Origin of the sequence: Bacillus sp. EB600 (assembly GCF_024494385.1) — a bacterium.
GTDB lineage: Bacteria > Bacillota > Bacilli > Bacillales > Cytobacillaceae > JAEVLT01.
In genome coordinates this window covers 196,958-217,181 of the sequence record NZ_JAEVLT010000007.1, presented here as the reverse complement: position 1 = coordinate 217,181, position 20,224 = coordinate 196,958, and the positions used below count along the sequence as shown (strand labels likewise).

Annotated in this window: 17 protein-coding genes and 1 riboswitch; of the genes, 5 read left to right on the top strand and 12 right to left on the bottom strand. The window is 36.2% G+C overall.

The genetic code is table 11. The annotated features are described in order from the left end of the window. Positions 1-934 precede the first annotated feature (934 nt). Together JN080_RS10505 and sigH are read left to right on the top strand one after the other, a co-directional pair. Entirely contained in the window at positions 935-1,465 is a 531-nt protein-coding gene (locus JN080_RS10505; RefSeq protein WP_256235938.1) for a hypothetical protein, read from the top strand. A 718-nt stretch (positions 1,466-2,183) separates the two neighbouring features. After that, positions 2,184-2,867 carry an RNA polymerase sporulation sigma factor SigH gene (gene sigH / locus JN080_RS10500; protein WP_256235937.1) on the top strand — a complete coding sequence of 228 codons (684 nt, stop codon included), beginning with the start codon at positions 2,184-2,186 and terminating at the stop codon, positions 2,865-2,867. Positions 2,868-3,159: 292 nt separating this feature from the next. Here sigH and JN080_RS10495 read toward each other — a convergent pair whose 3' ends face one another. Both JN080_RS10495 and JN080_RS10490 read right to left on the bottom strand, forming a co-directional pair. Then, positions 3,160-3,927, bottom strand: coding sequence for a TSUP family transporter (locus tag JN080_RS10495; protein WP_256235936.1), 768 nt, complete (start codon positions 3,925-3,927; stop codon positions 3,160-3,162). A gap of 281 nt (positions 3,928-4,208) precedes the next feature. Beyond that, entirely contained in the window at positions 4,209-4,532 is a 324-nt protein-coding gene (locus JN080_RS10490; protein WP_256235935.1) for a hypothetical protein, read from the bottom strand. A 587-nt stretch (positions 4,533-5,119) separates the two neighbouring features. Here JN080_RS10490 and JN080_RS10485 point away from each other — a divergent pair. After that, a complete protein-coding gene (locus JN080_RS10485) occupies positions 5,120-5,668 on the top strand; it encodes a hypothetical protein (RefSeq protein ID WP_256235934.1) in 549 nt (182 codons plus the stop codon). A 166-nt stretch (positions 5,669-5,834) separates the two neighbouring features. Here JN080_RS10485 and JN080_RS10480 read toward each other — a convergent pair whose 3' ends face one another. The 8 genes from JN080_RS10480 to JN080_RS30140 form a co-directional block, all read right to left on the bottom strand. Next, positions 5,835-6,158 carry a hypothetical protein gene (locus JN080_RS10480; RefSeq protein ID WP_256235933.1) on the bottom strand — a complete coding sequence of 108 codons (324 nt, stop codon included), beginning with the start codon at positions 6,156-6,158 and terminating at the stop codon, positions 5,835-5,837. Between the two features lie 92 nt (positions 6,159-6,250). After that, positions 6,251-6,354, bottom strand: a riboswitch (SAM riboswitch). A gap of 102 nt (positions 6,355-6,456) precedes the next feature. After that, positions 6,457-7,722: a WD40/YVTN/BNR-like repeat-containing protein gene (locus tag JN080_RS10475; RefSeq protein WP_256235932.1), complete on the bottom strand. Its 1,266-nt coding sequence runs from the start codon at positions 7,720-7,722 to the stop codon at positions 6,457-6,459. Positions 7,723-8,182: 460 nt separating this feature from the next. Then, entirely contained in the window at positions 8,183-8,581 is a 399-nt protein-coding gene (locus JN080_RS10470; RefSeq protein ID WP_256235931.1) for a DnaB-like helicase C-terminal domain-containing protein, read from the bottom strand. A gap of 307 nt (positions 8,582-8,888) precedes the next feature. Further along, positions 8,889-9,170, bottom strand: coding sequence for a hypothetical protein (locus JN080_RS10465; protein ID WP_256235930.1), 282 nt, complete (start codon positions 9,168-9,170; stop codon positions 8,889-8,891). Positions 9,171-9,804: 634 nt separating this feature from the next. Continuing rightward, on the bottom strand, positions 9,805-10,347 hold the full coding sequence (locus JN080_RS10460; protein WP_256235929.1) for a hypothetical protein: 543 nt from the start codon (positions 10,345-10,347) through the stop codon (positions 9,805-9,807). Between the two features lie 238 nt (positions 10,348-10,585). Continuing rightward, positions 10,586-13,678: an AAA family ATPase gene (locus tag JN080_RS10455; protein WP_256235928.1), complete on the bottom strand. Its 3,093-nt coding sequence runs from the start codon at positions 13,676-13,678 to the stop codon at positions 10,586-10,588. A 27-nt stretch (positions 13,679-13,705) separates the two neighbouring features. Further along, positions 13,706-14,896 carry an exonuclease SbcCD subunit D gene (locus JN080_RS10450; protein ID WP_256235927.1) on the bottom strand — a complete coding sequence of 397 codons (1,191 nt, stop codon included), beginning with the start codon at positions 14,894-14,896 and terminating at the stop codon, positions 13,706-13,708. A 570-nt stretch (positions 14,897-15,466) separates the two neighbouring features. After that, positions 15,467-15,703 (bottom strand): DUF6198 family protein, encoded by a 237-nt coding sequence (locus JN080_RS30140; RefSeq protein WP_483861542.1) that lies wholly within the window; start codon positions 15,701-15,703, stop codon positions 15,467-15,469. Positions 15,704-15,795: 92 nt separating this feature from the next. Between JN080_RS30140 and pdxR the strand changes: the two genes are divergently transcribed. Then, positions 15,796-17,235, top strand: coding sequence for a MocR-like pyridoxine biosynthesis transcription factor PdxR (gene pdxR, locus JN080_RS10445; protein ID WP_256235926.1), 1,440 nt, complete (start codon positions 15,796-15,798; stop codon positions 17,233-17,235). A gap of 93 nt (positions 17,236-17,328) precedes the next feature. Here pdxR and JN080_RS10440 read toward each other — a convergent pair whose 3' ends face one another. Further along, complete coding sequence (locus tag JN080_RS10440) at positions 17,329-17,775, bottom strand: YfmQ family protein (RefSeq protein ID WP_256235925.1); 447 nt, start codon at positions 17,773-17,775, stop codon at positions 17,329-17,331. 661 nt (positions 17,776-18,436) lie between these two features. Between JN080_RS10440 and JN080_RS10435 the strand changes: the two genes are divergently transcribed. Then, positions 18,437-19,219, top strand: a complete 783-nt coding sequence (locus JN080_RS10435) for a Cof-type HAD-IIB family hydrolase (RefSeq protein ID WP_256235924.1) — start codon at positions 18,437-18,439, stop codon at positions 19,217-19,219. A 165-nt stretch (positions 19,220-19,384) separates the two neighbouring features. Here the strand turns inward: JN080_RS10435 and JN080_RS10430 are convergent, their stop codons facing one another. Further along, positions 19,385-20,215 carry a phosphate/phosphite/phosphonate ABC transporter substrate-binding protein gene (locus JN080_RS10430; RefSeq protein ID WP_256235923.1) on the bottom strand — a complete coding sequence of 277 codons (831 nt, stop codon included), beginning with the start codon at positions 20,213-20,215 and terminating at the stop codon, positions 19,385-19,387. Between the last annotated feature and the right edge of the window lie 9 nt (positions 20,216-20,224).

Here is a 20,224-nt window from a genome sequence, read left to right as displayed (position 1 = left end):
CAAAGAACAATGCACTTATGAAAGAAGCGACAAATTCAATTCTATCATATTTCTTTCATTCTATCAATTAAAAAGTTTTTCCAATTAGGAGATAAGCTATTAAATTGATGAGCCCTGTTTGAAAGGGAACTTTACTATCATAACAACAAAGGTGTTTCATTACAACAGTTTTTTTTTACCATTCCCCTTATTCCTTTCTATAAGGAAAAGTTTCTACAACAAGTGAACAACTTAAGTATTAATCCCTCTGTCGGGATTATAATATTATCATCGTGATTAATAGACTTCAACGAGAAACTTTTGGAAAATGGAAGCTTGCTTTAAATAATCCCAGAAAAAATACGTATTCATATGTCAAGTACTGCGGAAAATGTCTACTATTAAACTTTCCCAAGAAATAAAGTTTGCCGCAGACTACTCTTTATTCAGCTCTTATCGCTCTTCTTTAAATATTATTGGTCCCTTCATTACCATAATTAAAGATGTATACAACATTATTAGAAAATGTTTTCTCCTTTCCCTCTGCATTGTTTGATACAAGGCTTCAACGTTTATGCATACGTACTCACTTAGTTCATTTGGATGCCCAACTATGAATAGCTGCATCATCTCGAATCAGACCCATTTGTATTCATTTCCCTTATTTTGTTTTGAAAAGAATATATTTCTAGAGTTGACAATATTAACACATAAGTGTAAATTACACATAAAGGTAATAACAATATTGAAAAGTTGTTAAACTTACTGAAACACAAGTAGATAAATAAATACATTTTTCAAAATGTACGATTAAGTAAAACAAAATTGTTAGATCATCTTAGAAAAACATCGAAATCAATAGAACTTATATGTTCAAGCAGTAAGAAGAATAAGTTCTGTTTTAAAAGTCAGATTCAATTTTAAATACAATAAAAATTTTTGGAGGTTTTTAAAAATGGCAGTAGCAAACACAGAAGAAAAAGTGATTAATGTAATTGATGTTTTCTGGGATGGTTGGTTTAACAGTTTCAAAACATTTCAATCTTTTCAAAAAGGAATTGAAGAAAAATCTTTACAAGCTCTTGAAAGTCAAAAAGAATTATTCCAAGCAACTCGTGAACAACTCGCAAAATTTGAAGAGGAATCCAAAAAGTTAACAGCTGAGTGGAATGCAAATTTACAAGAAGTTTTGAAAAAATCTCTTCCTGATTTTGCTGTGCAGAATCTTGCAGAATGGACAAAAAAGTTTGAAGAAGTCGAACAAAAAGTTGAAGCATTAGCATTCAGCCCAAGCCAAAAAACAATCGATGCGCTTTCTAAATCACAAGCACAGTTAGAGACAGCTTTAAGGGAAGCCATTGAGCAGCAACAAAATAATCGTGCTGAAGTTGTAAATGCAATCGGCGGATATGTTGATCAACTAAAAGAAACTCAAAATAGTGTATTAAAACCTTTTGAACTTAACAACGCTTTACTTGCAAAATAAACCAATGCGTGGGATCCATCTTTAAGGTGATTCTGCGGGCTATGAAGAATTTTACCTTGCAATATGCAAAAAGAGGATGTTTCAAAAAGGGGCCAAACCCTTTTAAGAACATCTTCTTTTTTATTTATTCGAGTAGTACTCCGAAAAAAGCATTTGCACTGTTGCCTTCGCGCGGTTCTCATTTTTACAAACAGTATCGACTAACACCCATAAATAAATAAAAGAGTTACACCATAAAACAACCTAACTAAGAGAATGGTTCAGAAATATTTTTGGAAAGATTTGTTTATAGTAAATAAGTTATATATTGATTTACATCTGAATTCAACCATTCCCCCTCAATTATATACATTCTTTATGGAGGACTGAGTCTCTACCTGTATTTTAAGAATCCCTCTTTACTCTCTTTTTTAAGCCATGTAATCCCTAATAAGCCAGTTTCATATTCTCCTCCTCTTTACGCTAATTACAAAATTTGTCGAATGATTACCGATTTATTTAACTGATAATTTAAGTTATTATAAAGAAGGTATTTTACTATATTGATATAGCCTTAATAGACTAGTTACTTCAGATAAAAAAGTGATTGATCTTCCATGACAGTATAACAAATTAATGGATAGGCAAATTGTAAATATACTTAAATTACATTTTGCAAAGAACAACTGATTAGTAATGGAAACAGCATAACTCAATTACGTTCGATGGAGGGATCTGAATGAGTGTAAACACCAAAGTGAAAATGACCGAAAATTATGGTAACTTAGACGATGAAATTTTAGTAGATCTCGTTCACAATGGAGATGTGGAGTCGTTGAATTTCTTATTTCAGAAGTATCAAAATCTTGTTCGTGGAAAAGCAAGAAGATATTTTTTAGTTGGCGCAGATCGTGAAGATATCATCCAAGAAGGAATGATTGGTCTATATAAAGCGATTCGTGATTTTAAAAAGGAAAAAATGACTGCTTTTAAGGCTTTTGCTGAACATTGTATTTATAGACAGATTGTAACTGCTATAAAAAAATCAAGTCGTAAAAAGCATTCCCCTTTGAATTCGTATATCTCTCTGGATAAACCTATTTTTAATGACGAATCTAACGCAACGCTAATTGATGTAATGCCGGAGGAAAAAATAACAAATCCCGAGGCCATCCTCATTAACCAGGAATCCGTCGTAGACATTGAACGAAAAATAGCTAAATTGCTTAGTGGCTTAGAACAAAGGGTATTGGCTTTATATATAGATGGTCAATCATATATTGAAATTTCGGAAGAACTAAACACATCTCCAAAAACAATTGATAATGCATTACAGCGAGCAAAAAGAAAACTTTCGGTAGATACCCCAAAATTAGATGTGGATAAAGAGAAAAAAACAATTTATTTTAGAAAGTTTACATAATTCTTAAGAATTTTTTCTGTCCATTCGTAAACGTAATCTTTTTAAAAAGACAGGCAAGTTAACCAGACAGATCTATATTTAAAATGATTTTTTGAAAAAGAATATTTGGCATTCTCATACCTTTTGGCTTGAATCAACAGTAAATAAAAATACTGGCTAGCCCTTTATGGCTAACCAGTACCATCTACTAAAGTACTCTTTGTATAATTTTTCACTCAATTTTTATTTTCCCTGGTGATCCATCACCCTACTCACACAAACAGTTTTAAAAACATAGATTAATTCGTATTTGTTATTGGAGATAATCATACGCATTTTTAGCTATCAATAAAAAAGTTACTGTTATGAACAGGGCACGAACGTAGCCACTTCCTCGTTTAATCGCAAATTTTGATCCGCAAATGGCCCCAACAAATTGTGCAATTCCCATAGCTAACCCGTAGGTATAATTGACTTGTCCTAAGTACATAAACATTAACAGTGCGGATATATTACTGCCAAAGTTTAAAAACTTCGCATTTCCTGCCGCCTTTAAAAAATCAAACCCAATCATTAAAAAGGCAAAAATTAAAAAGGATCCTGTTCCGGGACCTATAAATCCATCATAGAAACCAATAGCAAAGATTAAAATGATAAAAATGGTATAATGGCGGATTGATAATTTTTTATAAGTTGATCTACCCCCCCAATCTTTCTTTAAAATGGTATAAATTGCAACAACTGCGAGCATGACGAGCATCAGTGGTTTTAGCACTTCAGGATTCATCAAATGGACGGTCCAGGCACCAATCATCGATCCAATAAATGTGAGTGGAAATAACTTATAAACGGATTTTAAATCGAGCTCCCCTGAGCGATAAAACATAACCGTACTCGTTAACGAGCCAATTGTCCCTGCTAATTTATTTGTTGCAACAGCGGACGCGGGAGGAAGACCTGTAAATAACAATGCTGGCAATGCAATGAGCCCGCCACCACCGACAACTGAATCGATAAAGGCTGCTAAAAAGCCAAAGATAATTAATAAAACTAATAACGATGGATCTAAATGAAAAAGCATCAAATCAACCTTTCTCAAAATATCTAACTATACTGAAATAGTAAATGAAGTTGTGATTATTGTAAATACTAAGAAAAGGTACCTGCATTAAAAATTATATCTGGTTCTGCTTTACTAGAAAACTAAGGAAGCATCACACACTGGAAATAGTAAAGGTCAGTCCCACTAGTGCTGGAACTGACCTTCACCCGCTAATTTTCAAAAATCGCCCCTGATTATTTACATTGATACTATTCATACGAAAGTTGATCTTCTTTTGTTTTGACGAAACGAACACAACATTATAAAACCATTTCGAGATAATCTCCAGTCCCCTTTATGATTGTAAGTCCTTGGTTTTCTAACTCCATCCACAATTTCCGATCAAGCTGGTAGGAGCCGCTTTTTAGCAGTAATTCAAGTTCCTTCTCGGAAAGATGTATATGGTAATAATCTCCCGCTTTTTTCACTATAAACTCGTGGTCCTTTAGCTTCATTACGATCACTTCATAATTTCCATCCCATTCTTTCAACTGCTGTTCGATTACTTTTGAAACATACTTTAAGAATTGCTCTCCATCCTGATTTCGTGTTACGTAAGCCCTTGCGTAACCATTTACATTCATAACCATATCCCCCCTTTGTTCGTCCATTCCTCTTTTATAAACGTGTAAAATATTCTGCTTTATCCCCCATTTCCAGAGCAAGTTCTCACAGTTACCCTTGATAACTATTTTATTACTTTTATTATACTGTAAAAATAATGAATTTTATAACAATTTACTATTACTGCAATGCAAAGGATTTTTAACCCGTAACATCTAATAATATTGCGAAAAAAATGAACAAACAGGAATTGTCCCCATTTATCTCTCATTTCCTTATTTTGTTTCAAAAAGAAAATATTTCAACAGTTGACATTATTAACACATAGGTGTAAATTACACATATAAGTAATTGCAATTTCAACAAGCTATAAAGGAACAAAAAACAGAAGAAAATTCTTGCGAAATGTGCAGTGAAATGATGGTACTCCCCGATTTCATGCTGATGAAGAGGGTCAAAGGTAAAACCTAGTTGGAAACACAGCTTAGTAAAACATCGAAAAATTTTCAATAGAACATATATTTTCTTTTCATAAGAAGGTTATGTTCTTTGTAAAAGGTCAAATTTGACCTTTCATACTATAAAAAATTTGATGGAGGTTTTTTAAATGGCAGCAGTAAAAAAAGTTGAAAAGATTCTGAATGATGAAAAGGTAATTAATGTAATCGATGTATTTTGGGATGGCTGGTTTAACAGCTTCAAAACATTCCAATCTTTTCAAAAAGGAATAGAGGAAAAATCTTTACAAGCATTAGAACGTCAAAAGGAATTGATCCAAGCTACTAGTGAACAATTTACTAGATTAGAAGAGGAAGCGAAAAAATTAATAGCTGAATGGAATTCAAATATACAAGATGTCTTAGAAAATGCTCTACCTGACTTTGGTGTACAAAATTTTGCAGAATGGACAGATAAGTTTGAAGAAGTTGAACAAAAAGTAGAAGCATTAGCATTCAGCCCAAGCAAAAAAACTTTCGAAGCTCTTTCAAAATCACAAGCCGAATTAGAATCAGCCTTAAAAGAAGCAATTAAGCAACAACAAAATAATCGTGATGAGGTTGTGGATGCAATCGGCGAATACGTTGATCAACTAAAGCAAACCCAAAATGGCGTATTAAATACTCTAGAGCTTAACAACGCTTTACTTGTAAAATAAATCACTGCAGTGATACCATCATTGAGATGAGGCTGTGGGAATAAAGAAATAACACCTTTATATATGCAAAAAGAGAATGTCTCAAAAGCAAGGGTCAAACCCTTTTGAGGCATCCTCTTTTATTTTTGCGGTAGTTATTAAATGCTTCAAATAAAAATAATGCCCATTATAAAACCGTTTCGATATAGTTTCCAGTCCCCCTTATAATCGGGAGTTCTTGTTTTTCTAATTCACTCCATACTTTCCGATCAAGTTGAAAGGGGCTGCTCTTTTGCAGTGAATCGAGTTCATTTACAGTTAGCTGAACATGGTAATATTGGTCTCCATTTTTTATCATTACCTCATAGTTCGTAAGCTGCATAACAAACACTTCATAACTTTTGTCCCATTCTTTAAGCTGTTGCTCAATTGCACTTGCAACATACTCTAAGAATTCCTCACCACTCAGATTTGTAGACAGATAACCTCTTGCAAGTTTGTTAATGTTCATGATCACATCTCTCCTCAAAGGTTTGTTAAATCCTTCTTTTTTGGAAAAAGTAAAACCCCTTCTGTATTGGATACAAAAGGGGTTTCAACCGACTTTTATCATCCAAAGCTTTTGCTTTGCTGGTTGGAGCACCTTGCCTTCATGCAGGTTGCTGTGACATCATTGAGCCAGTTCTCTTAGCCACTCTCGATAACTATTTAATTACTTTTATTATACTCCCAGAAGCATTCATCCTACAACATTCTGTAACAAGCGTTTTCCCGAATGTGATCTTGTAAAAAAATAATATTACATACAGTTAGTGAAATACATGAACTTGATTCCAGTGAAGCCCCCCATCAGTTGTTGTATACATCACACTTTGCTTTTCATTTTCAGATGTGATCCACCACCCATGATTCGCATCTGAAATTGCTAAATAAGCATCTCCGTTTCCGTCTAATGTCATTTTGCTGTTCACCCATGTATTTCCTGCATCCTTCGTAAAACCAATCGAATTTGGGTGTTCACATGCAGGGCATGCCCCACCCATGAAAGCAATTTGAGAATTAACCACATAAAGAGGCCCAGGTTTCGACCCTTTATTGATAGGTCCATTATGATAGTCTTGGCTAAATCCTGGAGCTGGTCCGCCCCCTGCCGTGGAATTAGCTATGACTGTCGTCCAGGACTTTCCACCATCTGTTGTATGAAAAACAGAATAGGATGTTTGGTTCATTCCAGTACCTCCAATGAGTTCAATCCAAGCATCACTCGTTCCTGCCGACCGAATGGTGGAACCAGACAGCGGAGAAAATAGACTTTTAGACATGACGCTTTCCCATGAATGTCCGCCATCATTTGTTCTTTTTACATCTAAAACATTAGTACTTTGGGTTACTGCCCATCCGTTTTTTGCATCATGATAATACACGTCACCCACCGTATCCTTTGGCATTGGCAGTAAATTCCATGTCTTCCCTCCATCTTGTGTAAGATAATTCCCGCTTAAGGCAGTCGTTTTTGAAGTGAAATGAAGAAAAGCTTGATTTGGTGTTGTCCCAACAAAGCCCCAATGCTTGCCACCATCATTCGAGTGCAGGAGCTTCGACTTGTTCCCACCTTGGTTTAAAGTTGCCCACACGTCCGAGTGGTTTAACGCAAATATTTGCTGCACTGTTCCACTTCCTTGGTAAACGATCGTCCACTTTTTTCCACCTGAAGCTGTTTTTGCTATCCAGCCACTTCCACCAGACCAGCCCGTATTGAAATCAGCTAATCGAACCGCGGTGACCATGCTCATATTAACGTTAGTACTTTGTGATGGAGTATTCTCTGTAGGAGGAGTCGGTGAATTTGCATTCGTATTATTCGAATTTGACGATTTTCCAGACGATTGACTGGACTCGCCATTTGTATTGGTGGATGCTGCGTTGGAATTTGATGTTTGCTGACTGGATGGTTTGTTGCCTGTTGTTGTAGCTCCATCACTTTTTTGGCTTCCTTTGTGATTATCCGTGGAACCACATCCCGCAAGAATTAGAGAAACACCTAAAACCATCATCATGATTTTATTTTTTAGCATATTTATCCCCCTATTATTTTCTTTTGTTAACAAATCATTATAGTTATTTTTATCATAAAGAGTTCCCTGTTTATTCCTAAATTTTTGCAGTGATGTGAAGAGAGATAAAAATATCCGTAATGTTAGATTTCATTTTGCCTACAAAAGCCTCCTTCCTGAGTCAATATAGCCAGATTTTATTCAAAGTTGGCGGAATTCAACCAATTTCTTTTAACGGATCTTTAGACATAATATTTGGAATATTTTAAATATAATTATATCAAAATTGACAAAGAAGTTGGTGAAATTTGATGGTGCATATGTTGAAAATGCAGATAATAATAAGGCAGCAAAGGTATAGGAAAACAGACCAAGTGACCAAGCACATGGATACCAACCGGAAAAAGAAATGCAGGTTTGTGTAAGCCTGCATTTTTCCTTTACTGCAGTTATGACTATGACTCTAACTGACTAGACTAGATTAGTAATGAATATTTACATTTAATTGTGAAGCAATTTGTTTGATTTGACCTTCATTTTCAACATAATCAAATACGACATCCGTAATTTTTTCCGTACTTTTGAAATTAGTGATCACATCTTCGATTTCTTCAAGCGGTATATTCTTTTCCCCAGCAATAATAAAAAATGGAACTCCAACAAAATGGTTTTTTGCATTTTCAAGTACTTTTAGTTCTTCTTCAGTCGGATTATTTATCTTTTTCATCTCGATTTTCTCTATGTGTGAGATCAATATTTTATGTAGCTTGAAGATATCAGTTTCACAACTAAAAAGCAAGGTAGGTTTGCCTGCTTTTGCTAACTCGTATGCTTTCAGATATAAAGTTTCATAACTTTTCCCATAACCGTAAATTGTCATAACTTCCTCCACCAATAAAGTATTAAAAGAATTCTAAATATAATTATAGTATAGCAAAATTTATCATTCCATGCGATTTCGAACCGGGGCTGGACTGTCCGAATAAAATCTCCTCAGTGAATTTAAACATCATAATCCCAAGGAGGCCGAAATGAACACAATCATAACAGCAGCTAGCAGCATTTCCTGACCAATTTCTAAACAAAAAGCCGTTTTCCATATTTAGAAAACGGCTTTTCTATTGTATAGGATTTTTCCGGATCCGTATCCAATAACCCACTAATTCCGGTCTATTTACTTGATCGTATTAACGATTAACTAATTCTCTTGGTGCTACTAATTCACTTGGGAAATCTGTGAATTTCTGTGCTTCAATAAGGTATTCATGTCGTTTCGCAAAAAAGCTTGCACAATTAGGTTTATAGCAACAAGGGCAAGTGCCACCCATTATTGAGAGGTTATATGCTTTAACTTCGCCCTCTGCTCGGCAATTTAACAGAGCCTGTACATCATTTGAGAAGGTTAAAAGAATATTAAAAGTTGAGTTTTTAGGGTTAACGTCTTTAACTTCAGCGTTGATTAGTTTCATTTAGTCCACTCCATATCATTTTTATAATAAAAAGTAAGGTTCAAGACTTATTATACCAAACATTCATTCCTATCGTCTATGAAACTTTTTAAATTACCATTTAACTCAAAGTTTGGAATGTATAACTAAACAAAAAAAATTCCCAAGTTAAGATTTAAAAAAAGCTCCTGTCTTTCACGCTATAAAACGTTTATAACAAAACTTGATCCTAACAGAGGGAAGCCTTTTTTTCTAAAATGGAATTGGGGCTTATCGTTTATAATATGGTAAGCAGCGGTTAAGAGGTAATTGGTAACAGTAAATTATGAAAGAGAAACCCATGGATGTTAGGAATGCATGCTTGCTTTTAAAATTTTTTAACTCATATACCTTTAACTTTTTCATATCCAATTAATTGGATATGAAAAAAATAATTGAAGTCCATGATAGTAAAACCAACCCTAAACGAATTAATGAAGGAACCATTATTACACTTCTTTCTTACTAATATTGTCTTTAATGTTAGGTAATTTATTCATAGTCAATTATTTTCAACTTAATTCTTCGAAGTTTGAATTTTGTCCGGTGGCTCCAAACAAAAAATGCCAGTACTCTCCAGATTCGGATTGTTTCTGGCACTTATTTACCAACTATTTTAGCTCCCGGAGTTTCCGGCTTGCCCATTAACTGTTCTTGGTTTTTGCACCCTAATACTTTTGATTGTTTTTCCATCGGTATCATAATAGATTGATAACGTACTTCCAGTTGTTAAGTCATTTAAGCTGATATTCGTTTGATTCATTCCATTTGTTCCCCTGGTCATTGTCGTAATTGAAACACCTTTTGGAATTACAATGGTTTTCGTTTCTCCTGTGTAGTTTCTGGGTCTCATTCCGCCTTTACCAGGACCTCCAGAACCACTAGCAAACCTTCCATTATTGCCTGCGGCATTTACTCCCATGTTTCCATCACCAGTTCCTCTAACTTGTCCATTCCGACCGGACATTTGCGGGACTTTCAAAAGCTTCAAGGTCACCTTATTTCCACCAATAGCAGATACCTCACCGAATACATCTGGTTTTGGATACCCCCTTGACCCTGCAGCAGTTTTACCTGGATTTCCAGAATTCGAACAACCAACAATAACGAAAATCATCAAGATTGAAACGAAAGTTGTGAATACACGATTCATCTTCATTTTCTACCCCCTTTGATTTTTGGTATTTTCTTGGAACCTATTATCAGGCAAAAAGCTTAATTTAACCTTAACAAAATCAATAAAATAATAATTTTAGCTTATGTCCATTAGCATTTCCAATTAAAAGTTTGAGAGTAGTCAGAGATATCCAGAGTCTGTCAAAAACAGAGAAAGCCTCACACAATGAAGTGTGAAGCTATATAAAAAGGAAAATTGTCCTTCTTTACACAGTGTATCTCTATTTCAGAACAAACTTTGTTTGACTGTGACCTTCTTTTGTCTTTTTCACTTCTAATATAGCAGGTATAGCATCCTTCAGCTCTTGGACGTGGGAGATGACTCCGATCATTCGGCCGGATTGCTGTAAATCGATTAAGGTATCGATCGCTTTGTTCAGTGATTCTTCATCTAAGGAGCCAAAGCCTTCATCGATAAACATCGTATCAATTGAAACGCCGCCTTGAAAGCTTTGGATCACATCGGCCATTCCAAGTGCAAGGCATAAGGATGCATTAAACTTTTCTCCCCCGGATAAAGTTTTTACATCACGAGTTTGCCCTGTATAAGCATCATAGACATCCAAGCCAAGACCACTTTGCTTACCTCGGCTTTCTTGCCGTTCACTGCGCATTAATAAAAATTGGCCATTGGACAAGTGCTTCAATCGTTCGTTTGCCGCAATGATTATTTGTTCAAGGAATTCTATTTGTATATAACGCTCAAATGAAATTTTACTGTTGTTCTGTCCCCTTACAACATCATATAAGTCCGTCACGATTGTAAATTGTCTCTCCAACTCAGCTACACTTTTTTCAGCTTCAAAAATTTTCGTTCTCAACTCTGCAGCTTTCTGATGATAGTGCGTTGATTGTCTTAACACTACATCGGCATCCTCAAATATTTTTTTCAAGTTGTCAACCTCAGTTGCGAGTACTGCCAGGTCAGCCTTAGTTTTATTCTTCAAGGAATCTTGTAGTTCTTTTACTAGCTGCTGAAGGGATGCAAGATTATTTTTAAAAGTATTGATTTCATCCTTTAAATGCGCGCGTTCTTGTTCAGGCAGTTTAGCCCCGTGGTAGGCTTCTTCAGAAGAGAAATGAGCATTTACAAGTAATTGGGCAAATTCCGTTTCTGACTTTTCCTTTTTGTTATTACTTTCTTCTAATTGTTTTCTTGCATTTAAAAGATCTGCCGCTGCTTTTGTCTCTGCTACTTTTGCTGACTGGAGCAGTTTTTGAGCAGTCTCCCAAGCCCGTTCCATTCTCGTTTTTTGAGCTTGTGTCTCAGCGATTTTTTGCTCTAATAAAGTTAAAATCCGAATGTCCTCAGGAATTTGATTTACCTGTTCCTTATAAACCGCTTTTTTGGTTTCAAAGCTCGTGTGCTGCTCTTGATATGCCTTTGCCTTATCCGTTTGTTCCGCTTCCAGCTGCTCTAACTCTTTTTCCTTCTTTTCAAGGTTTTTCTTTACCTTATCAAGGTTCTCTTTCTCTTTTTCTAACAATTTAACCTCGCTACTCAGCCTTTTTCCCTCTGAGGCCAATTGGTTATATTCATGTTGTACATCCTGAATCGGCACTCCAATTTCGGCTACCTCCGCTGACTTTATATCAAACTGATACTTATTGGCTTTCAACTTCGCTGCGGCATCCCGATAATCGCTATCCTTGCTATTTAATTTATTTTTAACTTGCTCGAGCTCGTCCTTTGTCGGAACAGTATCCTGGCCTTGTGCCTTATTTGGGTGCTCAATGCTTCCACATACCGGGCAAGGCTTTCCGTCATGTAAATGTGCTGCCAGAATCGTTGCCTGACCATTCACCCATGCTTCCTCAAGTTTGTCATATTGGTCTTTAATTTCCAGATAGTCTTGTTTTTTAGTCTTGAATAGCTGCTCAAACTCTATATGGTTTTCATTCAGTTTTAGATATTCATGCAAAATACGAACCCTGTCACGCATTTCCACTACTTTTTTCTGCTTTTCTGATAGTTGATCAACTTCCTTTTCCATCCCCTTAATCGTAGTACGAAGCTGATCCTTTACTGCCTTTTCATCTTTTATTTTCTTCTGCAGAAGATCCAGATCATCTTCCAATCTTCGGACCTCTTTTTGTAAGCTCATGAGCTCTAACTTTTTACTATCAATCTCTTTAACTGTTGGTAAAAAGCTTTGGTACCGGTCTAGCTTCCTTACCAGTTCTTCCCGGTCTGCTTTCTTATTTTCCTCTGTTTTGTAATCTCCTTGTGCTTTCGCTAACTGTTTACCAGCCCTTTCTTGCTCTCCTTCAGCCATAACGAGCTTCTGTTTCTTTTCCTTTTCATCCTGACGCCATTCAATTACTTGTTTTTCATAAGACTCAATCTTACTTGCCCGTTCAGCTCGTTCAAGCTGTTTTTCTTTTTCCGCAAAAATAGGGACTTGTCCGGTTAATTCATTCAGTGTTTCCTCTTTATCTTCCAGTTTCTTAAATTGTTCATTTAATTGTTCCGCTTTGTGAAAAGCCTCGAGCTTTTGGTTATAAACACCTTCTGCTTCTTTGGCCTGTTTTTGATTTTTCTCCATTTCATCTTGATAATAAGCAGTCTCTTCGTCCAGGCCGGCAAGTACCTGATTTGTGTTATAGCTTTTTTGTAACAGCGTTTCAAAGAGCACGGACCCTTCCCGTTCCGGAATGGTTGATTGGATATCACGGATAAAGCCGTCTCTTGTATGGGCTTCCCTTTTAAAATCATCCTCGGCTAACTTTTTCTTTTCTTTCAGGCGTTCATTGATCCACAGATACGGCTCTGTTTTAAATATTTTCCGTAGAATTTCTTCCTTATTCGTCGTTTCCGAGGTTAATAGCTTGCGGAATTCTCCTTGTGGCAGCATGACAATCTGGCTGAACTGATCCTTTGTTAGCCCCATTAATGATTCAATCTTTTTATTAATCTCTGAAACCATTTGCCTGTCAACACACGGAACTTCCTTACCATTTTTCTTCTCAAAAAATTCATATTGCTCGCCCGTTGCACTTTTGTTCCCTTTTTTTACATGTGGCAGCTGCCTTTTAATCCGATAGAGGTGATGATGCAACTCAAACTCGAGCTCGACAGATGTATGAACATCATCCTCAGCAAAATCACTTCTCATAAACTTTGTGTCACTGCGGTCTTCTCCACTTGCTGCCCCGTATAGAGCAAAAGAGATCGCATCAAAAATGGTTGTCTTTCCAGCACCCGTATTTCCTGAAATAACAAATAAACGGTTTTCTTTTAGTTCAGTGAAATCAATAACTTCCTTGTCCTTATAGGGTCCAAATGCCGTCATCGTAATTTTTATTGGTTTCATTCCTTTTACACTCCTTTCTTTGCAAACTTATTTTGTTGCTGCAATTTGTTTAGCTGCCGCCTTGAATTCTTCTTCCCCATGTAATTGCTCTTGTAGAACTTCGGTAAAGATTGCCTCTGTTTCCTCCGAAGCAGCTACGCCTTTCACTTCTTGATAGAAAGCTCTAAAAAGTGATAGATCATCCATTTTCTGTCTCGCACCTTTAACACCATCTTGACCACTACCCGTTGATTGAAACTGAACATTTCGTTCTACATGCATCGCATTTGGATAAACGGACCGAACCTTTTCCATCGGAGAAAGAACGGGTGTTTCATCTAATAGACGGACAAACACATAGTCATCGTTCTTTTCATGCTTCAGTAAATCTTCCATCGTCGCCTCTACTGTTCGCATATCATGTAATGGCGTCAACAATCTTTTCTCAACGGTTACTTTTCCTTCCGCATCCATTTCCACGATATAAAAACCTTTTTTATGCCGCTCCTCTGAGATCGAATATTTTAATGGCGATCCTGAGTATTGGATCGTTTCATTTAAGACGAAATGGGCTTGGTGCAAGTGACCTAGTGCCGTGTATTGAAATTTTGAGAAATGATTGGCATCCACCTGTTCTGTTCCACCAATTGCAAGTGGGCGTTCCGAATCACTAGTATTATCCTCATGCTCACCGTGTGGGGTAACAAAGGCATGTCCAACCAAAACATGACGTGCAATGGGGTCCATGTTCGCGGTAATTTCTTCGGTAATCTTTTTCATCGCATCATTATGAGTGCGTATTTCCTCATCCGCAAAAATATGCCTTACAACACTTGGATCAGCATATGGAACAAGATGAAAATGAACCTCCCCATACTCATCTTCAAGTATAATCGAATCGATATTCTTTGAAATTTGACCCACTATATGACAACCATTTGCTTTCATAATATTACTAGCAAAATTCAAACGGCTCGGACTATCATGGTTACCCGCAAGGGCTAAAACTGGAGTCTCAAGTTTGAGGACAATGGTTTCCAGGACCTCATCTAATAGTTTTACTGCCTCCGTAGGCGGGACTGCACGGTCGTACAAATCTCCAGCAATGATAACTGCGTCTGGCTTTTCATCCTCAATTGCTTTAATAAACTCTTGCAGTACATGGTGCTGATCATCCGTCATATAGACACCCTGAACGAGTTTGCCTAAATGCCAATCAGCTGTATGAAAAAATTTCATAGAACCTCTCCCCTTCTTTTTCATTTCCTACTTGTATGGTTATATCGTTTGATTGCATCTTTAAGAGTTTAATAAAAGTTAATACTAAAAACCTGTCCAAATTCTATCTAAAAGTAGTTAGGCGATAAAAATTATACCATTCCTACATTATACTAAAAAAAGTGCACCAAAATCGGCACACTTTAGGATTTAAACGATATATGTAAAAATTGGCTGAAAAGAGCATGTGGCACAATTCACGAGTAAATGAAACAATCAGGACGGTTCAAACTAGTTAAGTTACTTCTTGATCAATTCGAGTTGCAGGTCACTAAAAGGGTAAGTTTTACAAATTCCACCATTACAACCGAAAGGAACTTTTGCCGTTTGTATCTTGGCAGCTTCAACTACCGTAATGGTTTCATAACACGGAAAACTTTGATCATTAGCATTCCAACTTCTTTCTATATTTTCATCTTTGGATTAATGAATTAATAGTTAATAAGTTGTTATCCGGTCCATCCTTTTCCCTCTGATGCCATCAAACAGATCTTCATAACCAATTCCGCCGCGCTCTTCTGAATAACTTTTTTACCCTTTCAGAAAATCTTTCCCTTGCGAAGTAAAAGCAGAACTATTAGTAAGAACTTTGCGGAATAATTTAATCATAGGTCCGACGATGAGAGCCGAAACGATTGTTCCTTCCCGGATACCGCGGATTTCTCCCAATCCAGAAAAAGAGATAGCAACCGCAATGATCACAAGACAAACGTCAAAAAAGAGCTTGACATTGCCAAAGCGTAAAAAATAGCAGGAATTATTTACTATAGGTTATTTTTTAGGTTTCTGAAATGAATGATAAAATAAAAAAATATACACTATTTACTATGAGACATAAATAAAATCAAAGGATGTAACAAATGGATTATTGGAAACCGGATCGAGAATCTAAAATACCTATTTATAAACAACTTTCTGATTATATTGAGAACGGGATTGCTGATGGTACTTTCCCCCATGATAAACCTTTGCCTTCTGAAAGAGGTTTGGCTAAAGAGCTTGGACTAAACAGAAGCACTGTAACTGCTGCATATGACGCATTGGAATCAAATGGGCTTATTAATCGAAGTAGAGGCAGTGGAACAACAGTCAGCAAGGATATTTGGGGAATTGCCCAGAAACGTATTCCCAGTTGGAACAGGTACATCGAGGCAGGTTCGTTTCTGCCCAATTTGCCTGTAACGCAAAGAATTCAAAAAGAAATGACGGAGCATAAACTAATAAATTTAGCCAGTGGGGAATTGTCTCAGGATCTTTTTCCGATGAACTCACTAAGAAAGATTACTTCCAACAGATCCTTTGTGGGAACATTAGGCTATGACCATCCCCAAGGTAATGCGATTCTCCGGGAAACTCTTACGAACCATGTTAAACAGTTTCGTAGAATAGAAACGAACCCATCATCTATTTTAATTACATCAGGGGCACAGCAAGCTTTGCATCTTGTTGTTCAATGTTTGTTAAAACCTGGAGACGCAGTAGCGATCGAAGATCCTTCCTATCATTACAATCTGCCTGTATTCAAATCAGCTGGAATTAAAACATATTTTTTAAAAGTGGATAAAGACGGAATAGACCCAAACGATATAACTGCTTTATATAAAAAACATAGAATTAGGATGATTTTTTTGAATCCCATTTTTCAGAATCCCACTGGTAATTTAATGGATGAAGATAAGCGGAAAAAGGTTCTGGAAATCTCTTCTGAATATGGAATTCCGGTTGTGGAAGATGATCCTTACAGTTTAACATCTTTTACAGGTGAAAGGATTCAAACGCTAAAATCATTAGATCGTTATGGGAATGTTTTATATATTAGCTCACTGACAAAAATCGTTGCTTCAGGTTTAAGGATAGGATGGATTATAGGACCAAAATCGGTTATCGAAAGGTTATCAGATGCCAAGCAGCAAATCGATTTTGGACATGCCAGCTATACTCAATGGATTGCCAATGATTTTTTAGATTCCAAGGATTTTGAATCTCACATTAAGAATTTAGTTAAGCAGTTAGAAAGTAGAAGAGATCAAATTGTCGTTAGTCTTCAGTCCATTTTAAAAGAACAGGTCGATTTTTCTATTCAAGAGGGTGGAATTCATATATGGTGCAGGATAAAAAAAAATTTTAATGAAATTCAATTGCTAGAGGAATCAATTAAAAGAGGAGTCATTTATGTTCCTGGATCAACAATGGGGTCTGAGAATGGATTTGTCCGTTTTACCTTCGCAAGAGAAAAAGAAGAAAATATAAATGAAGGAATAAGAAGGTTTGCTGAAGCCCTTCAAGCAGTTTCAAAATAATGGTCTGTCTTACTCTAACGGGTATGAATGATGCAAACTGTCTTATAAAAAAAAATAGACTGTCTTTTAAAGACAATCTATTTTTTTACTCTTTTAAACTAAATTCCTTGTAACTGACATAGAACATTTTTGGAGGCTATCGGAACGCAGGCTATATGCAATTACTTTCCTCTTGTACTGTTTGACTACATCAACGTGGTCATTGTAACGGTACACAAAAAACCGAACATCTTTTTTCCCTCTTTTCGTATCAATGACTATAGGAGTTCCACCATTTTCTGGATGTAAAAACAATTCCTCTGTTCCTTGATAGATATTATGCCTCTTTAAAAATATTGCTTCGTTAAAATCATAAATAACTTGAATTTTATCTTCACCTTCTAAGCGTTTTCCGTCGATGGTCACGGTGGTATTCGTGTTACTAAGTTTTGAATGAATTTCAAATTTGCTGATAAGCAATTCTACAGCACTTGTTGGGATACTAGTCATCACGATAAAACCAATAGTTATGACAATACTTAAAAGAATGATCCATGTCATATTTCATCATCTCCGTTATTATGGTGGTTACAAAGCGGACAAAGGGTTAAAAAAGTTCTGTTTATTCACAATCTCAACCATATGTATATCCCTAGTGAAATGAACGCTATAAAAATAATCACCACATATAGTAAGGTCAAGTTTGTTGTATTTCTTTTTGTGGAGGTACTGTAATTTTCGTCAGGCTTCACAGCGAAAAATAGAGTAGCAATCACAGAAATAATTAAGATCAAAATAACTAAACCGAACATTATAAACATTCTGCACCTCTTATAAATGTTATAATTTCTCTCTTTAAAGCTTTAATTTTTTATAAGTGCTTATTAAATGATAACTCATCTGGCTCATTTATTAACCATCCAATTCACCTAAAAATAGACCATCCATTTTGAGAACATCTTTAACTATTGCACCCTTAGTTGAGAGGAAACCGATTTGCAGACGATACAGTCAGTTGTCTATTCAACCTGACTCTTGATAAATTTAGCAGATTTAAAGATATAATTTGGCAGTTTAGGAACGGTTTTTAACTTGATTAGGTGTTACACGTATAAACAGTCTGAAAGACGGCTTTCATTAGCTTTTTCGTCAAAAATGTTATACTATGCTAAGGATACATCATATATTATAAGGAAGATTTGCATCGTTAGGAGAACTTTTTATGAATTATAAAGTAGTTATTTTAGATATAGATGGTACCATCCTTCCACATGGAAAAACGATTAGTCCTGCCACAAAGGATGCGATTCAGCGGCTTAGAGACAAAAATATGAAAGTGGTTATTGCTACTGGGAGGGCTCCCTATTTTTCCGAGGCTATTATTCAGGAAACAGGTGTGGATTCCATGGTCTTTTTCAATGGTGCCTATGTCTATTTTGAAGGAAAAGAAATTTACCAGAATGCTATTGATAAAAATATATTAAAAAAAGTACATCACTTGTCAGATGATTACCAGCATCCACTTACTTTTTTAAGTAGTACGAGCTTCAAGGCTACCGATTTAATCCATCCATACGTCGTGCAGGCCTTCAGGAATCAGTCGTGGAAACCTGAACTTGCACCGCCTAAATTTTGGATGGATCAGGATATTTATCAAATGTTCCTTCACTGTGATAAGGAGGAAGAGTCAACCTATCAAACAATGGTTCCAGAATTAGATTTCCGAAGGTGGACTACAAAGGGATCAAAAACATGTGATGTGAATTTGTCCAATTCAAACAAAGCGGTTGGTCTAACAAAATTGTTAGACAAGTTTGGTATTGCACCCGACGAAGCAGTTGCCTTTGGGGATGGATTAAATGATATTGAAATGCTGTCTATGGTTGGAATGGGCGTAGCCATGGGGTCTGCTCGCGATGAAGTGAAACAAGCTGCTAATCGCGTAACATTCTCCGCCGAAGAAGACGGTGTACGCTACGGTTTAGAGCGACTAGGTTTAATCTAAACAGATTCCTCTTTCCTGCTTACAAACTTGGAAATGCTGATTTTTTTAAAATGAATAAAAGCTTTTAGATCAGTCCCAAAGACTTTTTTCTACAAGCTTTTTCATAGTAATATACTTTTTTACAGATTCTAAATCGCACTGAAAAAGAACAAGAGAACCGTCCCCTTAAACGAGCTGTGGATCTTTTTCAATGATCTTCAAAAACTTCATGGCGTTTGCTAGGTCATGGTAGCCTTCATTTCCTGAAAGTACCCATCGGTTCAAGCCTTCTAACTCCATCATCTGTTTTACATCGGGTTGATTCGGGTCCATGTCTAGCAAAATTTTTGTAAACCGTTCAGCAAGCTGAGCATCAAAAGCAGGTAAACTAGTAAAATTACAATGAGAATAGCCGGGTGATGTCCAAATTGACTTTAATTTACGATTTCCTATTTGCCCTGTTTCTAAAAGGCGTATCCACGTTGAGTGACCGATTGCCCCTGCATCTGCCTCCCCCTTTTCCAGTGCATCAAGTACCTCAAGTTCACTTGTTCCCGTATCACCATGTTTACCCACATCTAAGTCAAAGCGAATGATCGATAAGTCTTTATTTAGATTATAGCCCTCTTCAGCTAAGTAGTACGCAGGTAAAATGGCCGCCTGCCCAGAATCACGACTTCCCAACGCAACCCTTTTTCCCTTTAAATCTTTACTACTTCTAATATCGGAATCTGCTTTAACGACTAATTTTGTTGTAAAATCTAGGTCTGTATCACGCATTCCTAAAATCTGGGCCTTCCCTTGAAGCCGTTCTTGTACCTTTACGTAAGCAACATTTGTATTCCAAGCAATATCAATAAAACCGTCCATTAATGCTTCCACTTGGGCTTCATAGTTTGAAAATAATACATAGTCTAATGAAAAATTTTCCTTTTGAAATAAGGCACGAATCGTATCCCAAATCGTGACAACTTTCGGATCATAGGCTACGGCACCAAGCATAACTGTTTTGGTCATTTTTATTCT

What these genes read in the sequence shown, in the direction of transcription:
- JN080_RS10505 (WP_256235938.1), top strand. Translation starts at nt 935, where the DNA reads ATGGCAGTAGCAAACACAGAAGAAAAAGTGATTAATGTAATTGATGTT.
- sigH (WP_256235937.1), top strand. Translation starts at nt 2,184, where the DNA reads ATGAGTGTAAACACCAAAGTGAAAATGACCGAAAATTATGGTAACTTA.
- JN080_RS10495 (WP_256235936.1), bottom strand. Translation starts at nt 3,927, where the DNA reads ATGCTTTTTCATTTAGATCCATCGTTATTAGTTTTATTAATTATCTTT.
- JN080_RS10490 (WP_256235935.1), bottom strand. Translation starts at nt 4,532, where the DNA reads ATGAATGTAAATGGTTACGCAAGGGCTTACGTAACACGAAATCAGGAT.
- JN080_RS10485 (WP_256235934.1), top strand. Translation starts at nt 5,120, where the DNA reads ATGGCAGCAGTAAAAAAAGTTGAAAAGATTCTGAATGATGAAAAGGTA.
- JN080_RS10480 (WP_256235933.1), bottom strand. Translation starts at nt 6,158, where the DNA reads ATGAACATTAACAAACTTGCAAGAGGTTATCTGTCTACAAATCTGAGT.
- JN080_RS10475 (WP_256235932.1), bottom strand. Translation starts at nt 7,722, where the DNA reads ATGCTAAAAAATAAAATCATGATGATGGTTTTAGGTGTTTCTCTAATT.
- JN080_RS10470 (WP_256235931.1), bottom strand. Translation starts at nt 8,581, where the DNA reads ATGACAATTTACGGTTATGGGAAAAGTTATGAAACTTTATATCTGAAA.
- JN080_RS10465 (WP_256235930.1), bottom strand. Translation starts at nt 9,170, where the DNA reads ATGAAACTAATCAACGCTGAAGTTAAAGACGTTAACCCTAAAAACTCA.
- JN080_RS10460 (WP_256235929.1), bottom strand. Translation starts at nt 10,347, where the DNA reads ATGAAGATGAATCGTGTATTCACAACTTTCGTTTCAATCTTGATGATT.
- JN080_RS10455 (WP_256235928.1), bottom strand. Translation starts at nt 13,678, where the DNA reads ATGAAACCAATAAAAATTACGATGACGGCATTTGGACCCTATAAGGAC.
- JN080_RS10450 (WP_256235927.1), bottom strand. Translation starts at nt 14,896, where the DNA reads ATGAAATTTTTTCATACAGCTGATTGGCATTTAGGCAAACTCGTTCAG.
- pdxR (WP_256235926.1), top strand. Translation starts at nt 15,796, where the DNA reads ATGGATTATTGGAAACCGGATCGAGAATCTAAAATACCTATTTATAAA.
- JN080_RS10440 (WP_256235925.1), bottom strand. Translation starts at nt 17,775, where the DNA reads ATGACATGGATCATTCTTTTAAGTATTGTCATAACTATTGGTTTTATC.
- JN080_RS10435 (WP_256235924.1), top strand. Translation starts at nt 18,437, where the DNA reads ATGAATTATAAAGTAGTTATTTTAGATATAGATGGTACCATCCTTCCA.
- JN080_RS10430 (WP_256235923.1), bottom strand. Translation starts at nt 20,215, where the DNA reads ATGACCAAAACAGTTATGCTTGGTGCCGTAGCCTATGATCCGAAAGTT.